The 17,161-nt window shown below is 67.1% G+C and carries 14 protein-coding genes and 1 tRNA gene; 3 read left to right on the forward strand and 12 right to left on the reverse strand.

The window, feature by feature from the left end:
- Nucleotides 1-15: 15 nt before the first annotated feature.
- Complete coding sequence (locus tag HNR13_RS16010; protein ID WP_179607371.1) at nt 16-510, reverse strand: peptidoglycan-binding domain-containing protein; 495 nt, start codon at nt 508-510, stop codon at nt 16-18.
- Between the two features lie 185 nt (nt 511-695).
- On the opposite strand from HNR13_RS16010, the gene HNR13_RS16015 reads away from it, so the two are divergent.
- Nucleotides 696-890 (forward strand): hypothetical protein, encoded by a 195-nt coding sequence (locus HNR13_RS16015; RefSeq protein WP_179607373.1) that lies wholly within the window; start codon nt 696-698, stop codon nt 888-890.
- Between the two features lie 239 nt (nt 891-1,129).
- Here the strand turns inward: HNR13_RS16015 and HNR13_RS16020 are convergent, their stop codons facing one another.
- The 3 genes from HNR13_RS16020 to HNR13_RS16030 form a co-directional block, all read right to left on the reverse strand.
- Complete coding sequence (locus HNR13_RS16020; RefSeq protein WP_179607375.1) at nt 1,130-1,489, reverse strand: hypothetical protein; 360 nt, start codon at nt 1,487-1,489, stop codon at nt 1,130-1,132.
- 4 nt (nt 1,490-1,493) lie between these two features.
- Nucleotides 1,494-1,781, reverse strand: coding sequence for a hypothetical protein (locus HNR13_RS16025; RefSeq protein WP_179607377.1), 288 nt, complete (start codon nt 1,779-1,781; stop codon nt 1,494-1,496).
- Between the two features lie 221 nt (nt 1,782-2,002).
- Nucleotides 2,003-3,406, reverse strand: a complete 1,404-nt coding sequence (locus HNR13_RS16030; protein WP_179607379.1) for an SIR2 family protein — start codon at nt 3,404-3,406, stop codon at nt 2,003-2,005.
- A 467-nt stretch (nt 3,407-3,873) separates the two neighbouring features.
- On the opposite strand from HNR13_RS16030, the gene HNR13_RS16035 reads away from it, so the two are divergent.
- The gene (locus HNR13_RS16035; RefSeq protein ID WP_179607381.1) at nt 3,874-4,755 is read left to right on the forward strand and encodes a hypothetical protein; all 882 of its coding nucleotides are present in this window, start codon (nt 3,874-3,876) and stop codon (nt 4,753-4,755) included.
- 96 nt (nt 4,756-4,851) lie between these two features.
- Here the strand turns inward: HNR13_RS16035 and HNR13_RS16040 are convergent, their stop codons facing one another.
- Both HNR13_RS16040 and istA read right to left on the reverse strand, forming a co-directional pair.
- Complete coding sequence (locus tag HNR13_RS16040; RefSeq protein ID WP_179606606.1) at nt 4,852-5,601, reverse strand: ATP-binding protein; 750 nt, start codon at nt 5,599-5,601, stop codon at nt 4,852-4,854.
- A complete protein-coding gene (gene istA / locus HNR13_RS16045; protein ID WP_179606604.1) occupies nt 5,598-7,163 on the reverse strand; it encodes an IS21 family transposase in 1,566 nt (521 codons plus the stop codon). The genes HNR13_RS16040 and istA overlap by 4 nt, the downstream gene beginning before the upstream one ends.
- Nucleotides 7,164-7,842: 679 nt before the next feature.
- On the opposite strand from istA, the gene HNR13_RS16050 reads away from it, so the two are divergent.
- Nucleotides 7,843-8,244 (forward strand): SCO4402 family protein, encoded by a 402-nt coding sequence (locus HNR13_RS16050; protein WP_179607383.1) that lies wholly within the window; start codon nt 7,843-7,845, stop codon nt 8,242-8,244.
- Between the two features lie 1,081 nt (nt 8,245-9,325).
- On the opposite strand, the gene HNR13_RS16055 is transcribed toward HNR13_RS16050, so the two are convergent.
- The 6 genes from HNR13_RS16055 to HNR13_RS16080 all read right to left on the reverse strand — a co-directional run bounded on the left by HNR13_RS16055 (nt 9,326) and on the right by HNR13_RS16080 (nt 17,150).
- A tRNA-Pro gene (locus tag HNR13_RS16055) sits at nt 9,326-9,399 on the reverse strand.
- A gap of 234 nt (nt 9,400-9,633) precedes the next feature.
- Nucleotides 9,634-11,265: a chitinase gene (locus tag HNR13_RS16060; RefSeq protein WP_179607385.1), complete on the reverse strand. Its 1,632-nt coding sequence runs from the start codon at nt 11,263-11,265 to the stop codon at nt 9,634-9,636.
- Nucleotides 11,265-13,598 carry a glycosyltransferase family 2 protein gene (locus HNR13_RS16065; protein ID WP_179607387.1) on the reverse strand — a complete coding sequence of 778 codons (2,334 nt, stop codon included), beginning with the start codon at nt 13,596-13,598 and terminating at the stop codon, nt 11,265-11,267. The genes HNR13_RS16060 and HNR13_RS16065 overlap by 1 nt, the downstream gene beginning before the upstream one ends.
- Nucleotides 13,599-13,853: 255 nt before the next feature.
- The gene (der, locus tag HNR13_RS16070) at nt 13,854-15,359 is read right to left on the reverse strand and encodes a ribosome biogenesis GTPase Der (RefSeq protein WP_179607389.1); all 1,506 of its coding nucleotides are present in this window, start codon (nt 15,357-15,359) and stop codon (nt 13,854-13,856) included.
- Nucleotides 15,352-16,065, reverse strand: coding sequence for a (d)CMP kinase (gene cmk / locus HNR13_RS16075; RefSeq protein WP_179607391.1), 714 nt, complete (start codon nt 16,063-16,065; stop codon nt 15,352-15,354). Before cmk ends, der begins: the two co-directional genes overlap by 8 nt.
- Nucleotides 16,062-17,150 carry a prephenate dehydrogenase gene (locus HNR13_RS16080; protein WP_179607393.1) on the reverse strand — a complete coding sequence of 363 codons (1,089 nt, stop codon included), beginning with the start codon at nt 17,148-17,150 and terminating at the stop codon, nt 16,062-16,064. Before HNR13_RS16080 ends, cmk begins: the two co-directional genes overlap by 4 nt.
- Nucleotides 17,151-17,161 lie beyond the last annotated feature (11 nt).

Here is a 17,161-nt window from a genome sequence, read left to right on the forward strand (position 1 = left end):
TCGGCGCGTCTTCCTTCAGGAGACGACGTACCCCAGCCCCACCGCCGTCTCCAGCGTCGCGCTGGCCGCGGCGAGCGAGACGCTCCAGGTCTGGTCGCCGACCACGCCGTCCACTGTGACGTGACCCCAGCCCTGGAAGGCCTCCACCGAGGCGCGGGTGTGCGGACCGAAGATCCCATCGATCCCGCCCGGGGTGACGCCGCCCCACTGGTCGGCGCCGTTGGTGAGGACGGTCTGGAGGCTGGACACGACCGCGCCCGTCGACCCTTCGCTCAGCACCGGCATCGGCCCGCCGTCCGGCAGGGCCGCCCAGGTGAGCGGCCCCACGATCCCGTCCGGCACGACGCCGGCGCCGCTCTGGAAGTCGACGATCGCGGCCTTCGTCGCCGGCCCGAAGATCCCGTCGACGACGATGCCGAGGTTCGGCGTGCGCCGCACCGCTCGTTGCGCGCGCTTGACGGCGTCGCCGGTGTCGCCCTCCTGCACGGTCGGCTGTCCTGGATTCGACATGATCGCTCCTCTCGTTCAGGCGCGCCCGGCTCCGCCCGACCGAGCGAACAGGTTCGCGCCGGGATGCTGCGAGCAGCATCCCAGACCGCCCTGTCTACGGCAAGGGCGCGCGGCCTCCGTCCCGGGTCCGGGACTCCTCCGCGTGGCCGCCGGTGTCCCGCGAACGGGGGGCATACCGTGGACGCATGGCGATCAGAATCGAGCTGCGGACGGCGGACTGCCCCGTCTGCGGCAAGCGCATGAACGGCACGGTGAAGATGCTCGGCACGCCGGGCCAGGCCGGCTTCCGCACGGCCCCGCAGGATGTGCACTGCGTGTCCGGCTGCGAGCGGGCCCTCGGCGACAACCGGGAGCGGATGCTCGGGGTGTTCCAGGAGTAGCGGCCCCGATCGTCCTCCCCCGCCGGTGCGAGCGTCCGTTACCGTGGATGCCATCGCTCGGGATCCGCACGCTCGGGATCCGCGTGCTCGCCGCGTCGTTTCTTAGCCGCGTCGTTTCTTAGCCGAGTCTGGGAACCGGTACGTCACGATTCTTCAGCGGCGTCGGCAGTAGGAACCCTCCCCAAGGAAGTTGCTCCGGCGCCGCTTTCGCGCCCTCCGCCGCGCCGAGGGACGGGAGCCTAGCCCTTCCGCCGCATCCAGTGCTCGCGCATGAACGTGCGCCCCCACCAGGCGCTCAGCCCGTTGCCGTCGTACTCCTCCGGATCGGCGTCGAGCACCTCGTTCCCCTGCGGTTTCGGCAGCGCGGCCGCGTCGTCGTCCGTCAGGCTGGTGTGCACGGCGCTCGGCGTGATCCGCCCCACGACGTCCGCATCCACGAAGCGCAGGCCCGCCGAGGTCTTCACGGCGAGGCCGTCGAACAGGTCGATCGTGCTGTCCTGCAGCACATGCTCCACCCTCCCGATCTCAGCGCCGTCGGCGGTGAAGACCGGAGTGCCCTTCTGGAGGGCGGTGTAGGCGATGGGGGTGTCGTCGGTCACGGGGTCACTGTACGCCGCGGGATCGGGCGAGAGGTGCGACACGCAGTGGGCGAGCCGCCGCGCGGCGGAGGGCGTTCCGGCGTGAGGTCATCACGGACGCGATCGACAGCCACGACAGGATCCCCACAATGGACAGCGCGGAACCGATGGAGAGCACGGAGGCGAAGGATCCGATCGACCCGATCGACAGCGCCGAGCCGACACTGCCGATCGACAGCACCGAGTTCTTCGAGCCGATCGACAGGACGGACCCGCTCGAACGGATCGACAAGACCGACGGGTCCGAATCCATGGCAACCACCCCTCAGAGAACCGGCGAGCGCAAGGCTACGCCCCCACGGCGGCGAGGTGCACGGGATTCAGGGGCGCAGCCCGCGCAGGGAGATAGCAACGACCTGGTCGGGCTGCCCCAGTTGCGGGTAGTAGTCGGCGAGCCCGATGCCGCTGAGCATCCGAAGCACGTCGTTTGCGAAACTGTCGGTCAGAATCTCGCCGTAGGCTGCGCATCGGCGCTCAGCTCAGAGGGATGTGAGCGAGAACTGTCAGATCCCACGGACCAATTCTCAGGGCCTCAGCGCCGACCGCAGACGAACGACCATATGCAGATCGAATCATCGGCCTATGTCCAGCGGCTAGGTAGCTTCGCAACCGACCCACCGTCATGAACTGCTCGAGCGAATATCGCCCGCGGGGCTGGATCTGAAGCGACATCTCGATCGGTGGCATTTCTGACCGGTTGATGCCGTTGTTGTCCAAGTCGGCGACTTGAAGCTCGCCCTCGTGGGCATCGACGAGAGTGAAGAGAGTCGGCGTCGCGTTCAATCCCTTTCCAACCGGGAAGGCGACCAAGACGTTCTCTAGGTCCCCGCCCTGAAGTTCCATTCTTAGTCCGGCTGCGGCGTCTCCAACGCGGTGGGCCACGTACGCCGGCAGACAACTGGGGCCTGACCAGGAGAGCGGGTTACTACCGTTGAGTCGCGACGCCCTGCTAATCAGGGACATTCGGTCATCCGGCTCACCCGGCCCGACGTCTACTACTTCTACTGCTGCGCTTGGCGGTATTGGCACTAGCAACTGAGTGCCGACCTGGTCTGTCTTGGGCATCGAGTAACCCATCAGGGTGAGTCGCCCGGCGCTCTGGAGTGCTTGAAAAGCCGAGCGCCACAATGTGTGCGTGAGATATGGCGAGTAGTACTCGTTCTTGATGCTGACCGGAGGGATCAGAAACCGATCTAGTGTTCGTGTCCCTCCAAAGTCCGTGGCCTCTTCGATGAGGGACTGCGCCCCAAACAATCCGCGTTCCCTCGTTCGGGTCAGGGTCGAGCCCGTAGGGTCACCGGCAGACCAATACCAGTTCAGAGAGCCGTGCAATTTCATCAGCGTAAATGACCCCGCCACCGGAACGGCTTCGTCTGCCCTCATCAACGCAGGCGGGCCCGGAGGCGCCGGTGTGACGACTTGGTCGGCGAAGACCATCGCGGACCTGCCCCGTTCGATCGCCACCATCTGGGCTTGATTCACCGCCCGCTCGACGAGCGTGTCGTAGTTGAATGTGATTACGACAGCCCGCTCAGCGTGCCACAGTCCAACCAACTGAATCAACCACTCAGGACACGCTTCGGAAGTCGCCTGGGCGACGCGCTCGTCCAGGACAGACGCAATCTCAGCGATCACGCGTTCGGCGTCAGCGCGGCGTCTGCTTACGTCCCACCCTTGAAGAAACGGAAGCTCGGCGACGCGCAAACTGAGCCAATCCTCGAACGTCATGTCGGGGCTGAGGTCTTCGAGGATCAGCCCACGTAAGCGCGACTTGACCGTTGCGCCTAACTCGTCCGTCAAAGGCATCGCAGCGCTCACCGCGCGCGAAAAGCCTGCGCCGAGCACGTAAACGGGGCGTGGGCGCTGCGCAACCGTCATGAGCCCAACCTAGTGCGCCCCGCCCGCTCCCCAAGACGCCGCGCTCGCCGAGCGAGTCATAGCTCTCCAAGCGCTCTAATCAGAAAGGCCGATCATTACTCCCAGCCGGCGTGCGGCGCGGCAGAGCGTTGGGTTATCGCCATGAGCGACACCGCAGGGCGCCTCTTCCGGCTGCACACACATCTATAGCTCATCGTCTTAGGTTTCTATTTTACGGATCGCCCGCATCTATAGCCCAGTACCTGCGCACTAGATGAAATAACAGACGCATGGGTCCAAGAACTGTGAAAAGGGAGTCCACGCGGGATCAGCATCGCGATGTACAGACGCTGGAGCAGCTTCGTGAAGACCTGAAACGAACCCGGGCCAAGCTCTCCAAAAACAACGGGCTGTTGGACCAGCTTGTACTTCAGACCCGCCCTCGGCCAGCACGTAGACGGCTGCTAGTGCCTGCATTCGGATTCATCGTGAGCCTGGTGACACTCGTCGCGGGTGCGGTCTGTCTGGGAATTTACAACGAGCGCGACTTCCAGCCGCCTGCAGCAACGACCACCACGAACAAGGGCGCGAAGATCGCGGGCATCCCCGCCTCTCAAATAACCGTTACATCCTCGAGCCACAAACGACTCAACGCTGACCTCGTCACCGAAGCGCACATAACTTCGACGCGAGAGCAGGCGTACGCGCTGGAACTCAGGAAGCAGATGGATCAACCACTGCTTGACTGCGAGCCTGAAAGCGCGGACTGTCCCGCCGAACTACTTCTTTGTTTCGATTTCAACGCTCCGGTGAAGTCTGTGACCATCTCGCTGGATTTTGGATTGCAAGTTTCCCCAGCACACGTGTACTTTTACGGCCCATCTGGAGCGGCGGTTGAACTAGATGACTCCCATGGCAAACCGGCATCTGACCAGCTGACGCGACTCCCGAAGCCCGAGGGGTCCGACTTTCGGATCATGGTCCATGTCAAGCAGCTACTGTCAATGAGTTGGCCATCGGATACTGGCTTTACCCGCCCTCTCATTCGCGTGGGCGTCACGCCTAGCGCCCCGAATACCGCCTCATCTGGTCCCTACTTCGCGCTTCGGCTACCCCTGGTTCGCACGCTTCAATCGAACACGTCGATGGTCGTCGAGCATCCCGAAGCTGGAGAGCCTCGGTTACTGCACCCTGTGACCGGATTCCGGCAGAAGCGAGAAATCATCGACGAGACGGGTCAGGCACAGCTCAGTTCGGGAGTTGCGCCGGATCTCGCCTCAACTGTGCCACCCTCCCGATTTGGCGATGACTTCTCGCCGGCGATCCTCTATACGGATCAGGTGAGTATTTGGAGTCGTGAGCGCCACTGATTATTGCGGTTGAGCGCCAGTCGATATTCACTCTCGGGGCCACTGGTATTGCCGGTGAGCGCCACCCCCGCGGGCGCGACGCTCACCGGCCCGGTTTCAGCCGGCCGCGGCGGCGGTCTGCTCGCGCATGTTGACGTCGCCGGTCTCGATCCAGAGGGTGTTGTGGACGATGCGGTCCATGATCGCGTCGGCATGGACCCCGCCGCCGAGGCGCTGGTGCCAGTCCTTCTTCGCGTATTGGGTGCAGAACACCGTCGAGGTCGCGTCGTAACGCCTCTCGAGGAGCTCGAGCAGCATGGACCGGACGTCGTCGGTGGGCGGGTCGAGCAACCACTCGTCGATCACCAGCAGCGTGAACGTGGAGTACTTCCGCAGCCACTTCTCCCTGCCCGCGGGGCGGTCTTTCGCGGCGGCCCAGGTCTCTTCGAGGTCGGGCATGCGGATGTAGTGCGCCCGGTAGCGGTGCTGACACGCCTGTTTCGCCAACGCGGACCCGAGGTAGGACTTCCCGGAGCCGGTGAAGCCTTGGAACACGACGTTCATGTGCCGGGTGATGAACTGACAGGTCCCGAGCTGCGCGATCACACCCCGGTCCAGGCCGCGCTGTTCGAGCAGATCGACGCGGCGCAGGTCCGCGTTCGGGTATCGCAGCCCCGCCCGCCGGATCAGCCCCTCGACCTTCGAGTGGGTGAACGCGGCGTGGGCGTCGTCGACGGCGAGCTTGATGCGCTCTTCGAACACCAACCCCATGGTGAGGGTGTCGTCCTGGACGTCGAACGCGTCGATCAGGGCGGGGACGCCCATCTCCCGCAGCTTCCGCTTCGTCTCCGCATCGAGCCGGCTCATCGGGTGCCTCCCGCGTAGTAGTCGGCGCCGCGGACATACCCGGCCGGTTCCTCCCAAGCACTCGGTTCGAACCTTGGCTGTCGCCTGCCGGTCTGCTCCTGGTTCGACTCCAGGATCGGTCGCAGATGCGCATACCGCGGCGACCTCACCCGCGACTGCAGCGCGATGCCGGCCGCCGCCTCGACCCGTGCCGCGGAGTAGCGTCTCGTCATCCGCAGCACTGCCAGCGCAGCGTCCAGGCCCTGCTCATCGACGGGCACGGACTCGAAGATGCGGTTCACGATCGTGGTGGTGTTCTCCCCGATCCTCGCCGCCCATTCCCGCGCCCGTTGAGGGTCCATCTGCTGGTAGCGGGGCCCGTCGGGCAGGTCGCTGTCATGCGTCCGGTACTCGTTGATCACCCCCGCGGGGGCGAGGAGGTGACTGGTGAGCCGCTGGTCCCCGGCGAACACCTCCAGGGTGCTGTCCGTGATCCGCAGGTCGACGGACCGGCCGATGTGCTCGTAGGGGACGGAGTAGAAGTTCCGCTCGAACACCACGTGCCCGTTCTTCTGGACCTTGCGTCCATAGCGCCACTGGGAGATCTCGAACGGAACCGCCGGCAGCGGCCTCAGCAGCGGCTTCTCCTCCGCCTCGAACACGGAAAGCCTCGATCCGGCGCGCTTCTGGAACGGCTCGGCGTTGTAAGCGGTGACCCGCTCATGGATCGCGACGCGCAGTTCCGACAGCGTCGCGAAAGCCCTGTTGCGCAGCGTCGCGATCACCGAGGTGGCGACGTTCCCGACGGTGCCCTCGACGCTCGCCTTGTCTTTCGGCTTCGCGAGCCGGCCCGGCAGCACCGCCGCGGAGTAGTGCGCGGCGAGCTCCCGATACGCGTCGTTGAGCACGACCTCGCCCTCAGCGGGGTGCTTGATCACTCCCGTCTTCAGGTTGTCAGGGACGATCCGCGGGACGCTGCCCCCGAACCAGTCGAACATCGCCGCGTTCGCGCGCAACCAGGTGTCCTGCTTCATATCCAGGGCCGGCTCGACGAACGAATACCTCGAGAACGGCAGCGTCGCGACGAACAAGTACACCCTCGTCTGCTGCCCGGTGACCGGATCGGTCAGCTGCATCGTCTTCCCGGACCAGTCGACCTCGACCGTCTGCCCCGCCTTGTGTCCAACCCGCGACGACGCGCCGATCACCAGCACGTGACGCTGATACGACTTGCAGAATCGGTCGTACCCCATCGCCGTCTCCCCCTTGCTCCGGCAAGCGTCGACGTACTCACCATGCAGCAGCTTCAACGTCACCCCGACCCGGGCGAGCTCCCGATGCACCCGGTCCCAGTCCGGCTGCGCGTGAACACTCTCGTAATCACCACGCCCTGGGAACAGCCGCGCATACACGTCCGCTTCCTCGAGCTCGACGATGTCGTCCCAGCCGATGCCCTCCCGGTCAGCGGCGTCGAGCACCGCCGTCACCGAGTGCCTGGACATGCCCTGCGCCGCGATCTGCCGACCCGTGAGCCCCTCCGCGCGAAGCCTCAGCACCAGCTTCGCCTTGATCCTGCGTACCATCCGAACTACTCCTTCTGCCGTGTGATCAGCCACGCGGCAGAAGGAGCCTAGAAAGACGGCGCCGAACCCCAATATCCGGTGGCGCTCAACAACGCGATCGCGTCCACGAGCAAGTCGCGCTCAACCCCAATACTCGTGGCGCTCAGAGAAGCGAATATTCAATCAGGCAGCCATAGTCGCAAATAACAAGGTGCGAAACGTCTTGCTCGCTCTCTCATCTGCACTCGTCGCCCTCGGAGTCTCCTTGTTACTCAGCTCGATCGCCGGATTTCGAAAGGCAAGGCGCGGGTGATCCAGGACGACGGCACACACGACAACGCTTCTCCACCCCCCTCACCAGGCTGCGCCCCACCCGCTCCCCCAGACGCCGGCCCTCGCTGCGCTCGGGTCGGCGCCCGGGGCCCCTCGCGGGCGGGGACCCCAGTAGTCAGCAGCGAGTTCTGAAAAAGCCGGAGGGCACGTGGTCGCGTTGCGACCTTCGTGCCCTCCGGCTTTTTCAGAACGTCGGGCTGACAGGATTTGAACCTGCGACCCCTTGACCCCCAGTCAAGTGCGCTACCAAAGGGGATCACGCCGTGGTCAGATTCAATGGCCAGGTTGTAGGAAGAAACGGCTTTCCGTTACCGTCTAACACCAGCATTAAGGATGCACCTGATCTCGCCCATATCCCATTGGATGAGTGGCTGAAGTGGCAGGAGTGGCACACCAAGTGAGCTCAAACGTTCAATACCCCCAAATGCGGGCAGAAGTCGTTCACGCCTTGGCTGCGCTTTCCGACACGGAATACCAGAATCAGGTTTGGGGCCATGTACAGAATTCCGGGGCGTACGACGACTTTTCCGCAGCAGTGCACACCCTGTACGACGATGACCTTCACCTTCCAAACGCTGAGAACTCTATTGGATTCGTACTTGTATCAGGTATCGAAGTTGATCGCCTGAAACTTCTGGACAGATACCTTGGGCCGATCATCGATCAGCTGAAGGACTCACCCGATTCGGCTTATCTGGCGCACCCGAACTGGCCGCAGGTTGTTGGTGCAGCGCAGCTAGCGCTTTCGGCCATGATCCTAAACAACTGAAGTGTCGATCAACTGGCGCAAAGCATGGGGCCTACCGTGAGCACTGTGATCTTCGAGGAAGGGCCCTGGCGGGTAGCAACCGCGATGGCTGAGCCAACGGCAGCATTCAATACGTGCCGCTGGACTACTACATCACTGCCAACTCGTCGCATGGTCGTCACATCCCCGTTCTCGGCCACTATCGAGGTCATGCGTACGGGAAGCGGCGTGCTGCCGCGAGCACTAATTGTGGGCGAATTTCTGCCCGGAAGGTCAGGTCTCTCGCTAGAGGTAGGGTCGTCGGGCCCGCTCACCAACGGAGCCCCTCGAACCTGTGTGAGCCTTCTAGGGCAGCAGTTGGTGGCAGGACTACCGGAAGAGTTCGCGCGGGCTACTTTCGAGTCCCTTGCGAAGAACGCGGCCACTTTGGAGTGCCCTCCTGGGACGCTTCGAATCGGTGGAGGGGGATACGACGAAGTTGAGTCCTCTCCCATCGCATTTGAACGAGCTGCAGATGCTCTTGTTCGCGCTATCAAGTTCGAATATTCGTTACCGTTCAGAGCCTGAGAGGTGAAGTCGACCGGAACTGAAGTACTGGGCACACGCAGGTTGGTGGACACGTTTGAATTCGGCGGTTGGGAGGTTCGGACGGTCGGAGGCGTAGACATTGTGATCGTCGCCGGTGATGTTGGCCTAGAGTCCGATCCACGGGTTTTCAGAAGTTTGACGGACGTGAAGACACGGCTGCAGGTAGATCGACTGGCACAAGCTGCCGAGCGTGCGGGAGTTTTCACGAGGGTTGACGTGCAGCCAGGCTTCACCCGGCAACATTTCTGGGCAGCGCGGAGGGACGTTGAGCTCATTTCGCTCACACATCGCCCGAATGAACGACACAAGGGGACCCGGCTACAGGCCGGGCCCATTGTTGTGCTGGCCAGGCTGCGCCCCACCCGCTCCCCCAGACGCCGGCCCTCGCTGCGCTCGGGTCGGCGCCCGGGGCCCCTCGCGGGCGGGGACCCCAATAGTCAGCAGCGAGTTCTGAAAAAGCCGGAGGGCACGTGGTCGCGTTGCGACCTTCGTGCCCTCCGGCTTTTTCAGAACGTCGGGCTGACAGGATTTGAACCTGCGACCCCTTGACCCCCAGTCAAGTGCGCTACCAAACTGCGCCACAGCCCGTTGCTGTCCCGCCCAGGCCGTGAGAGCGCCAAGCAAGACAACTCGACTATCTTAGCGTGTCGGCGGGGCCCGTCGTGACCAACCCGAAAGCCACAAGCCCCGCCGACACAGCGCCGCGCGGCCTGCCTCCCGACGAGGAGGCGCGACGCGACGCCCGGACCTCCCGCCCCGCAGCGGTGCGTCCAGGTGGGGTCGGCGACGGGATGCGCGAACCGGCAGCATCCCGCCGCCGAGTCACTTCTGGGCGGTGCCGCCGCCCAAGATCGTGTCGATCTCGTCCTGGGTGAGCGGGGCCCAGGGGGACGAGTCGGGGTTGGCGCTGGCGGCCTCCGGGCTGTCGCCCTTCGTCCACCACTTGGCCTCGAACGGGACGCCGTCGAACAGGATGCGGGCGCCCTTGTCGTAGGCGGTCTCACCGCTCCAGTTCGGGTACGTCCCCGGCGGCAGCGTCGGCTGCGGGATCGGGGTCTCGCCGGGCAGCACCGGGCCGACCAGCTCCCAAGGGGTCTCCCACGCGTTCAGCACGGGGTTGTCCGGCACGTCGCCCTTGGTCCACCACTTGGCCTGGTACACGTTGTGGTGCCAGGTGACCTTGGTGCCCTTGAGGTACGAGCTGCTCGTGCTCCAGATCGGGTACGGGGAGTGCGCGGGGTCGTCGGCCTCCGCCGCGGAGGTCGGCTCGGCCGTGGTGACGGCCCCCTCCCCCAGCGCGATGCGGCCGTCGAAGCCCTTCGACAGGAGGCCCGCGAAGGTCTCCTTGCCCTGGTTCACGCCGCTGCACGCGTCCGACACCACACTCGTGTCCACGTAGTTGGAGCCGCAGGTCTTGTCGCGGTTGGCCGACCACATCGACATCCGGCCGATCCCCGTGGAGACCGCCCACGCGTTCAGCGTCCGGGCGTCGGCGAGGCCGAACACCTGGCCCTCGTCGTCGTTCTGGCCGATCATCGGGGTGGCGCCGATCTTCGCCCACAGGCTCGGGTCGGACTGGTGCGTTCCCGCCCGGTCGTAGAGCACGCCGAGCTGCTTCTGGGCGGCGGTCAGCGCGGCCTCGGCGGTCGCGGCCATCGACTTGCCCTCGTCCTTGGCGTTGCCGAAGTCCATGGTCATCAGGTTGACGCCGGCGAGGTCGACCTTCGCCTTCAGCATGGCCGCGACGGCGTTGGTGCCATCCAAGGTCAGGCCGGTGGGCGACACCGGGAGCGTCAGCCAGACCGCGAGGTTCTTGCCGGAGGCGCGGCGCTCCTGCTGGAGGTCGTGGATGGCGGTCGCACGGCGGGCCGTCGCGTCCGCGTTCACGAGGCCGTCGCCCTCCAGGTCCAGGTCGACGGTGCCGACCTTGTACCGGTCGACGACCGCGGCGTAGGCGTTCTTCAGCTCGGTCGGGTCGGTGCAGCCGACCGCGAGCTCCTCGTTCCGCTGGCCGCCGAACGACACCGCGACAGTGCCGCCCTGCTGCTGCAGGCGGGCGATCCGGCGGTCCAGGTCGAGCGAGCCGCGCGCCTGGTCCATCGTGTAGGCGCCGCCCCACGACGGCGTGCACGGGTTGGTCTGGTCGGAGACGATGAACGAGAGCACGGCGTCCTTGGTGGAGGTCGCGCCCAGGTTCTCGAACCCGTACTTCGGGGTCGCGGTGACGTCCACGAAGGAGGCGAACCACGGCTTCACGTCCACCGACGCGCGAGCGCTCCACCACTGGAAGCCGACGACACCGGCCGAGACGACGACCACCGCGACGAGGGCGGCGCCGATCACCCGCCACGGCGACAGCCGGCGGCCGGAGTCCGACTCGGGGGCCTGCAGCCGGTCGGTCGCGGCGGCCTGCGCGGCCTGCGCGGAGGCGGCCTTCCTGTCCTTGCGCGACATCAGGCGGCCTGCCGCTCGCCGTCGACGGTGCCGTCGACCGTGGGCGTGTCCAGCGGGACGTCGTCCCGCACCGCGGTGCGCTCGAAGTGCGGCACCTCGCCGCCGGCGTGGCCGTGGTAGAGCACGGAGCGCCAGTCGATCGACTCGGTCGCCGGCGCGGTCGCCGGGGCGGCGCGCTTGTGCTTCTTCTCGACGTACAGCGGCTTGGTCAGGCCGAGCCAGATGTCCACGATCGTGTTCCAGACGCCGATGTAGGCGACCAGCGACCAGATCGCCAGGGTCGCGTTGAACGCGGCGAACGCGGCGTTGCCCCAGTTGTGCGCGTTCCAGTCGCGCCACAGCGTGAACAGCGAGAACGCGATGATCGCGAGCGGCGCGAGCACGTAGAGCAGCGGCGACGCGGTGCGGTTCTTCACCTTCGGCGTGCGGGCGAACGGGATCTTCTTGCCGGTCAGCGACTGCTGGATCGACTTGAGCACACCGGCCAGGTTCACCGGCAGCAAGATCAGGTTGAAGCCGTAGATCCGGAAGATGTCGGTGCCCTTGTACCCGGCGTAGCGGAGGTCGCTCGCCTGGCTGATGAAGTACGGCAGCGCGGCCAGCAGCACCATCGGGCTGAGCAGCCGGCCGTCGTACGGGTACGCCAGCAGGAACACCAGGCCGAAGCTCGCCCAGCAGATCGAGGCCATGTAGTTGACCCGCAGCAGCAGCTCGATGCGCGAGACGGTCTCGCCGCGGCGCTTGCGCTCACGGACCTGCTTCCACAGCTTCGGCAGGATGAGGAGGCCGCCGTTCGCCCACCGGCGGCGCTGCACGATCAGCGAGCCGAAGTCCGGCGGGGTGGCGGAGTAGCTGAGCCGCTCCGGGTAGTTCACGAGCGTCCAGCCGTGGGTGCCGAGGTCGATGCTCGACTCGGTGTCCTCGATGACGGTGCGGTCCTGGATGTACCGGCGCACCTCGAAGCCGCCGACCCACTCCGTCTCGACGATGTCCTCCAGCGCGCGCTTGCGGATGACCGCGTTCGCGCCCACCCAGAAGGTCGCGCCGTAGAAGCTCTTGCCCTGGTGCAGGATGTGCTGGATGTCGGTCGTCGCGCCGGCGAGGCGCTCGATGCGGGTGCCGGCGCCGCGGAACGACGAGTACGGGGTCTGCGTCACGGCGACGCGGGCGTTGCCCGGCTGCTGCAGGAAGTAGGTCAGCCGCAGGCAGTACTCGCGCAGCAGGATGGAGTCGGCGTCCAGGGTCAGCAGGAAGTCGCTGTCCGGGATCTCGATGTCGCCGGGCCGGCGCGAACCGGCCGGGACGGGGTTGAGGATGGGGCCGTCCGGCGTCTCCTCGACGCGGTAGGTGCCGCCCATCAGGCCGATGTAGGCGTTGAGGTTCATCGCCTTGTTGGCCTCGTGGGAGAGGGACGCCCACTTCTTTCGCTCGAACACCATCAGCTCGGCGTCGAACGTCCAGGCGAGCCGGCGGTACAGCTGGGCCACGCGCTCGCTGGTGAGCGCGGCGCCCTCGCCGACGGCGGCCGTCACGGCCTCCGCGGTGAGCGCCAGCTCGTCGCCGAGGGCGCGGAGCACCTGGTCGGCGAAGAAGACGTCCACGTGGTCCTCGATGCCGTGCGCGTCCGCCTGGGCGTACAGCCACTCGGCCGCCCAGCGGTAGTGGTCCGCCAGTTCGAGCGCGGTCTCGTCGTCGGCGAAGGCGCGCTCGTCGCCCAGCTCGAAGCGCAGCAGCGCGTCGGTGAACCGGAACCGCGGCTCGGCGAGCTGGCCGGTGATGCTGTCGGCGAGGGCGCGGGTGGCGTTCAGCCGCTCGGCGGTGGCCGGGTCGGTCGGGTTCGGGTTGTCGTCGACCAGCAGCACGACGCGCATGGAGGGGAACTCCTGCAGCGCGGCCGACAGCAGGGTCATCCGGACGACCTCCGGCTCCTCCGCGTAGGAGGGCACGAGCACCGTGATGGACGGCTGGTGCTGGGCGAAGTGCCGGTCGAGCTCGGCGCGCGGAACGCGCACGTGCTTCTGGAAGCGCTGCAGCGCGCCCTGACGGGCGACCAGGTACATCAGCGCGGAGAAGGTGAGGAAGGTGACGACGACGGTGTAGCCGATGGCCTCCATCGTGAACCGGAAGTCCTGCGTGCCGAGCACGAGGAACTGGCGGATGATCGTCGTCACGACGTAGATCGCCCAGAAGACGATGGTCGCGACGATGGCGACGCGGCTCCAGGTGATCTTCCGGTCTGAGGGCTTCGGGTGGACCGTGGGCAGTGGTTCGGTGCGGCGCTCGGCGCCCCACTGTCGTTTCCGGGCAGGCGTGTATGAACTTGTAGAACTCATGGTCGGGTATGCGTCCTCGATGACGAGAGCCCGCGCCTTCGGGTAGCGCGGTCGGGTAGCTCTCTCAGTCGTCCACATTAGTGAGGACAGACCGGGGTACAAATACCCCCATCCGGGTCGCCCCCTGACTGGGGGTGACCTGGACCCGTCGGTCCACCCGAAAATCCGGCGCGCCCCCTTGACGAGAAACCGCCGAGTACGCAGAGAATCTGCGTACTCGGCGGTTTCTAACCGATTATCGGCGTACTCGGGAGGTCAGCGCTTGCGCTTCTCGCGCACGCGCATGTTGAGCACGATCGGGCTGCCCTCGAAGCCGTAGACCTCGCGGAGGCGCCGGATGATGTAGCGCCGGTAGCCCGGGTCGAGGAAGCCCGTGGTGAACACCACGAATGTCGGCGGCCGGCTGCTCGCCTGCGTGCCGAACAGGATGCGCGGCTGCTTGCCGCCGCGCACCGGGTGCGGGTGCGCCGCGGTGAGCTCGGCGAGGAACGCGTTGAACTTGCCGGTCGGGATGCGGGTGTCCCACGACTCCAGCGCCAGCTCCAGCGCGGGCACCAGCTTCTCCAGGTGGCGGCCGGTGCGCGCCGAGATGTTGACGCGCGGAGCCCAGGAGACGTGCGCGAGGTCCTGCTCGATCTCGCGCTCCAGGTAGCGGCGGCGGTCGTCGTCCAGGAGGTCCCACTTGTTGAAGGCGAGGACGAGCGCGCGGCCGGACTCCAGCACGAGGTCGATGATGCGCACGTCCTGCTCGCTGATCGGCTCGGACACGTCGAGGACGACGACCGCGACCTCCGCCTTCTCCAGCGCCGTGGAGGTGCGCAGCGACGCGTAGAAGTCGGCGCCCTGCTGCAGGTGCACGCGGCGGCGGATGCCGGCGGTGTCGACGAAGCGCCACACCTTGCCGCCCAGCTCGACCTGCTCGTCCACCGGGTCGCGAGTGGTGCCGGCGAGCTCGTTGACGACCACGCGCTCCTCCCCCGCCGCCTTGTTCAGCAGCGAGGACTTGCCCACGTTCGGGCGGCCGACGATGGCCACGCGACGCGGACCGCCGACCTCCTGCTTGGCGACCTTGGAGACCTCCGGCAGCGCCTTCAGGATCTCGTCCAGCAGGTCGGCCACACCGCGGCCGTGAAGTGCGGAGACCGGCCACGGCTCGCCGAGGCCGAGCGACCAGAGCTCGGTCGCGTACGGCTCCTGGCGGGCGTCGTCCACCTTGTTGGCCGCGAGGAACACCGGCTTCTTCGTCTTGCGCAGCAACCGGACCACGTGCTCGTCGGTGGAAGTCGCACCGACGGTCGCGTCCACGACGAACAGCACCGCGTCGGCGAGGTCGATCGCGACCTCCGCCTGCGCGGCCACGGACGCGTCGATGCCACGGGCGTCGGGCTCCCAGCCGCCGGTGTCCACGACGGTGAAGCGGCGGCCGTTCCACTCCGCGTGGTACGACACGCGGTCCCGCGTGACACCGGGGGTGTCCTCCACGACGGCCTCGCGGCGGCCCAGGATGCGGTTGACGAGTGCCGACTTGCCGACGTTCGGGCGGCCGACGATGGCCAGCACCGGCAGAGCGGGCAGGTAGGTGATCGCGTCGGGGTCCTCGGTGACAGCGCCGAGGAGGTCGAGGTCGGTGTCGTCGAGCTCGTACTCCTCCAGACCGCTGCGGAGGGCGGCGGCGCGCTGCACCGCGAGGTTCTCATCCAGGTCCGCGAGGCGCTCGACCAGGTCGTCGGCGCCGGTGGGCTCGTTCTCGATGTCAGACATGGGTCTCTTTCTGTACGACCGCGATGACCGCGTCGACGGTCTGGTCGAAGTCGAGGTCGGTGGAGTCGACGGTGATCACGCCGTCCGCGGCGTTCATGAAGTCCACGACCCGGGAGTCGGCCGCGTCGCGTCTGCGGAGGGCCTCACCGACGTGGGCGGCGGAATGGCCGGTCAGCTCGGCAGAACGCCTGGCCATTCTAACCTGCTCGTCGGCGGTGAGCAGGATGCGCACCGGCGCATCGGGGCAGACCACGGTCGTGATGTCGCGGCCCTCCACGACGATGCCGCGCTTCTCGCCGTGCGCGATGATCGCGCGGAACAGCCCGGTCAGGAACGCGCGCACCTCCGGGACGCGCGCGATCGCGCTGACCACAGCGGTCACCTCCGGCTCGCGGATGACGTCGGTGACGTCGTGGTCGCCGACGAACACGTGGTAAGTGTCCGGGTGCGTCCCGATCCGGTAGTCGAAGTCGGGTAACGCGTCGATGACGGCGTCGGAGTCGGTGGGGTCGAGCCGGCGCTGCACGACGAACCAGCTCAGGGCGCGGTATGCGGCGCCGGTGTCGAGGTACGACCAGCCCAGCTTGCGGGCCGCGGCCTTCGAGACGGAGGACTTGCCGCTCCCGGCGGGGCCGTCGACGGCCACGACGATCGGAAGGCCTGCGGTGCGGTCGGCGGTGTTGGTGGGGTCGATCGGGTCGGTCATCCGGCGATCCTCCAGCCGCGGTCGGTCAGGTCGTCGACGGTGCGCTGCCACACCTCGGGGAGAACGGCGATCTCGGCCAGGCCGAAGGCGGCGCCCGGCGAGTGCTCCAGGCGCAGGTCCTCCAGGTTCACGTCCAGCTCGCCGAGCTCGGCGAGGAGGCGCGCGAGCTCACCCGGCCGGTCGTCCACCATGACGACGAGGCTGGAGAACCGCTTGTCCTGGCCGTGCTTGCCCGGCAGGCGGGCGACGCCGACGTTGCCGCCAGCGATCTCCTCCGCGATGGTGCGCCGGGCGCCCACGGCGTCCACGTCGTCCAGCGCCGCGAGCATCCGGTCGAGGTCGTCGCGGTAGGCGCGCAGGATCGAGACGATGGCGGGCGCGTTCGCGCCGAGGATCTGCACCCACAGCTCCGGCTCGCTGCCGGCGATGCGCGTCACGTCGCGCACGCCCTGGCCGGCGAGGCCGAGCGCGGCGTCGGTGGAGGCCGCGAGCCGTTTCGCCATCAGCGACGAGACGATCTGGGGTGTGTGCGAGACGAGCGCGACCGCGGCGTCGTGGTCGTCGGCCGCCATCTCGACCGGAGTGGCGCCGAGGTCGAGGATGAGCGCCTCCACCAGGTTGACCGACGCGCGGGCGTTCTCCGGCCGGGCGGCGACCACCCAGGGGCGGCCGATGAACAGGTCAGCACGGGCGGCGCTGGGGCCGCCGCGCTCCCGGCCGGCGAGCGGATGCGACCCGACGTAGCGGGACAGGTCGACGCCAGCCTCCTGCAGCTCGGCGAGCGGCTGACCCTTCACGCTGGCGACGTCGGTGACGACGGCGGCGGGATGCGCGGCCAGCTCCTCGGCGACGACGCGCGACACCAGGTCCGGCGGCACCGCCACGACGATCAGCGCCGGCTCCACTCCCCCGTCGTCCGGCCTCCCCGCGCCGTAGTCGGCGGCGAGGCGCAGGTGGGCGGGAGAGGCGTCGGCGAGCAGCACGTCCACGCCGCGGGCGCGCAGCCCCAGCCCGACGGACGCCCCGAGCAGCCCCGCACCGACCACTCGGACGGGACCGGCGAGGCGGGAGGCGGAATCAGTCACGGATCCACCTT

Source organism: Leifsonia shinshuensis (assembly GCF_013410375.1).
GTDB lineage: Bacteria > Actinomycetota > Actinomycetes > Actinomycetales > Microbacteriaceae > Leifsonia > Leifsonia shinshuensis.

Coding starts and splice junctions, on each gene's coding strand:
- istA (WP_179606604.1), bottom strand. CDS start 7,163: ATGGTACGCAGGATCAAGGCGAAGCTGGTGCTGAGGCTTCGCGCGGAG.
- HNR13_RS16030 (WP_179607379.1), bottom strand. CDS start 3,406: ATGACGGTTGCGCAGCGCCCACGCCCCGTTTACGTGCTCGGCGCAGGC.
- HNR13_RS16065 (WP_179607387.1), bottom strand. CDS start 13,598: ATGAGTTCTACAAGTTCATACACGCCTGCCCGGAAACGACAGTGGGGC.
- der (WP_179607389.1), bottom strand. CDS start 15,359: ATGTCTGACATCGAGAACGAGCCCACCGGCGCCGACGACCTGGTCGAG.
- HNR13_RS16015 (WP_179607373.1), top strand. CDS start 696: ATGGCGATCAGAATCGAGCTGCGGACGGCGGACTGCCCCGTCTGCGGC.
- cmk (WP_179607391.1), bottom strand. CDS start 16,065: ATGACCGACCCGATCGACCCCACCAACACCGCCGACCGCACCGCAGGC.
- HNR13_RS16040 (WP_179606606.1), bottom strand. CDS start 5,601: ATGAGCCGGCTCGATGCGGAGACGAAGCGGAAGCTGCGGGAGATGGGC.
- HNR13_RS16060 (WP_179607385.1), bottom strand. CDS start 11,265: ATGTCGCGCAAGGACAGGAAGGCCGCCTCCGCGCAGGCCGCGCAGGCC.
- HNR13_RS16010 (WP_179607371.1), bottom strand. CDS start 510: ATGTCGAATCCAGGACAGCCGACCGTGCAGGAGGGCGACACCGGCGAC.
- HNR13_RS16025 (WP_179607377.1), bottom strand. CDS start 1,781: ATGGATTCGGACCCGTCGGTCTTGTCGATCCGTTCGAGCGGGTCCGTC.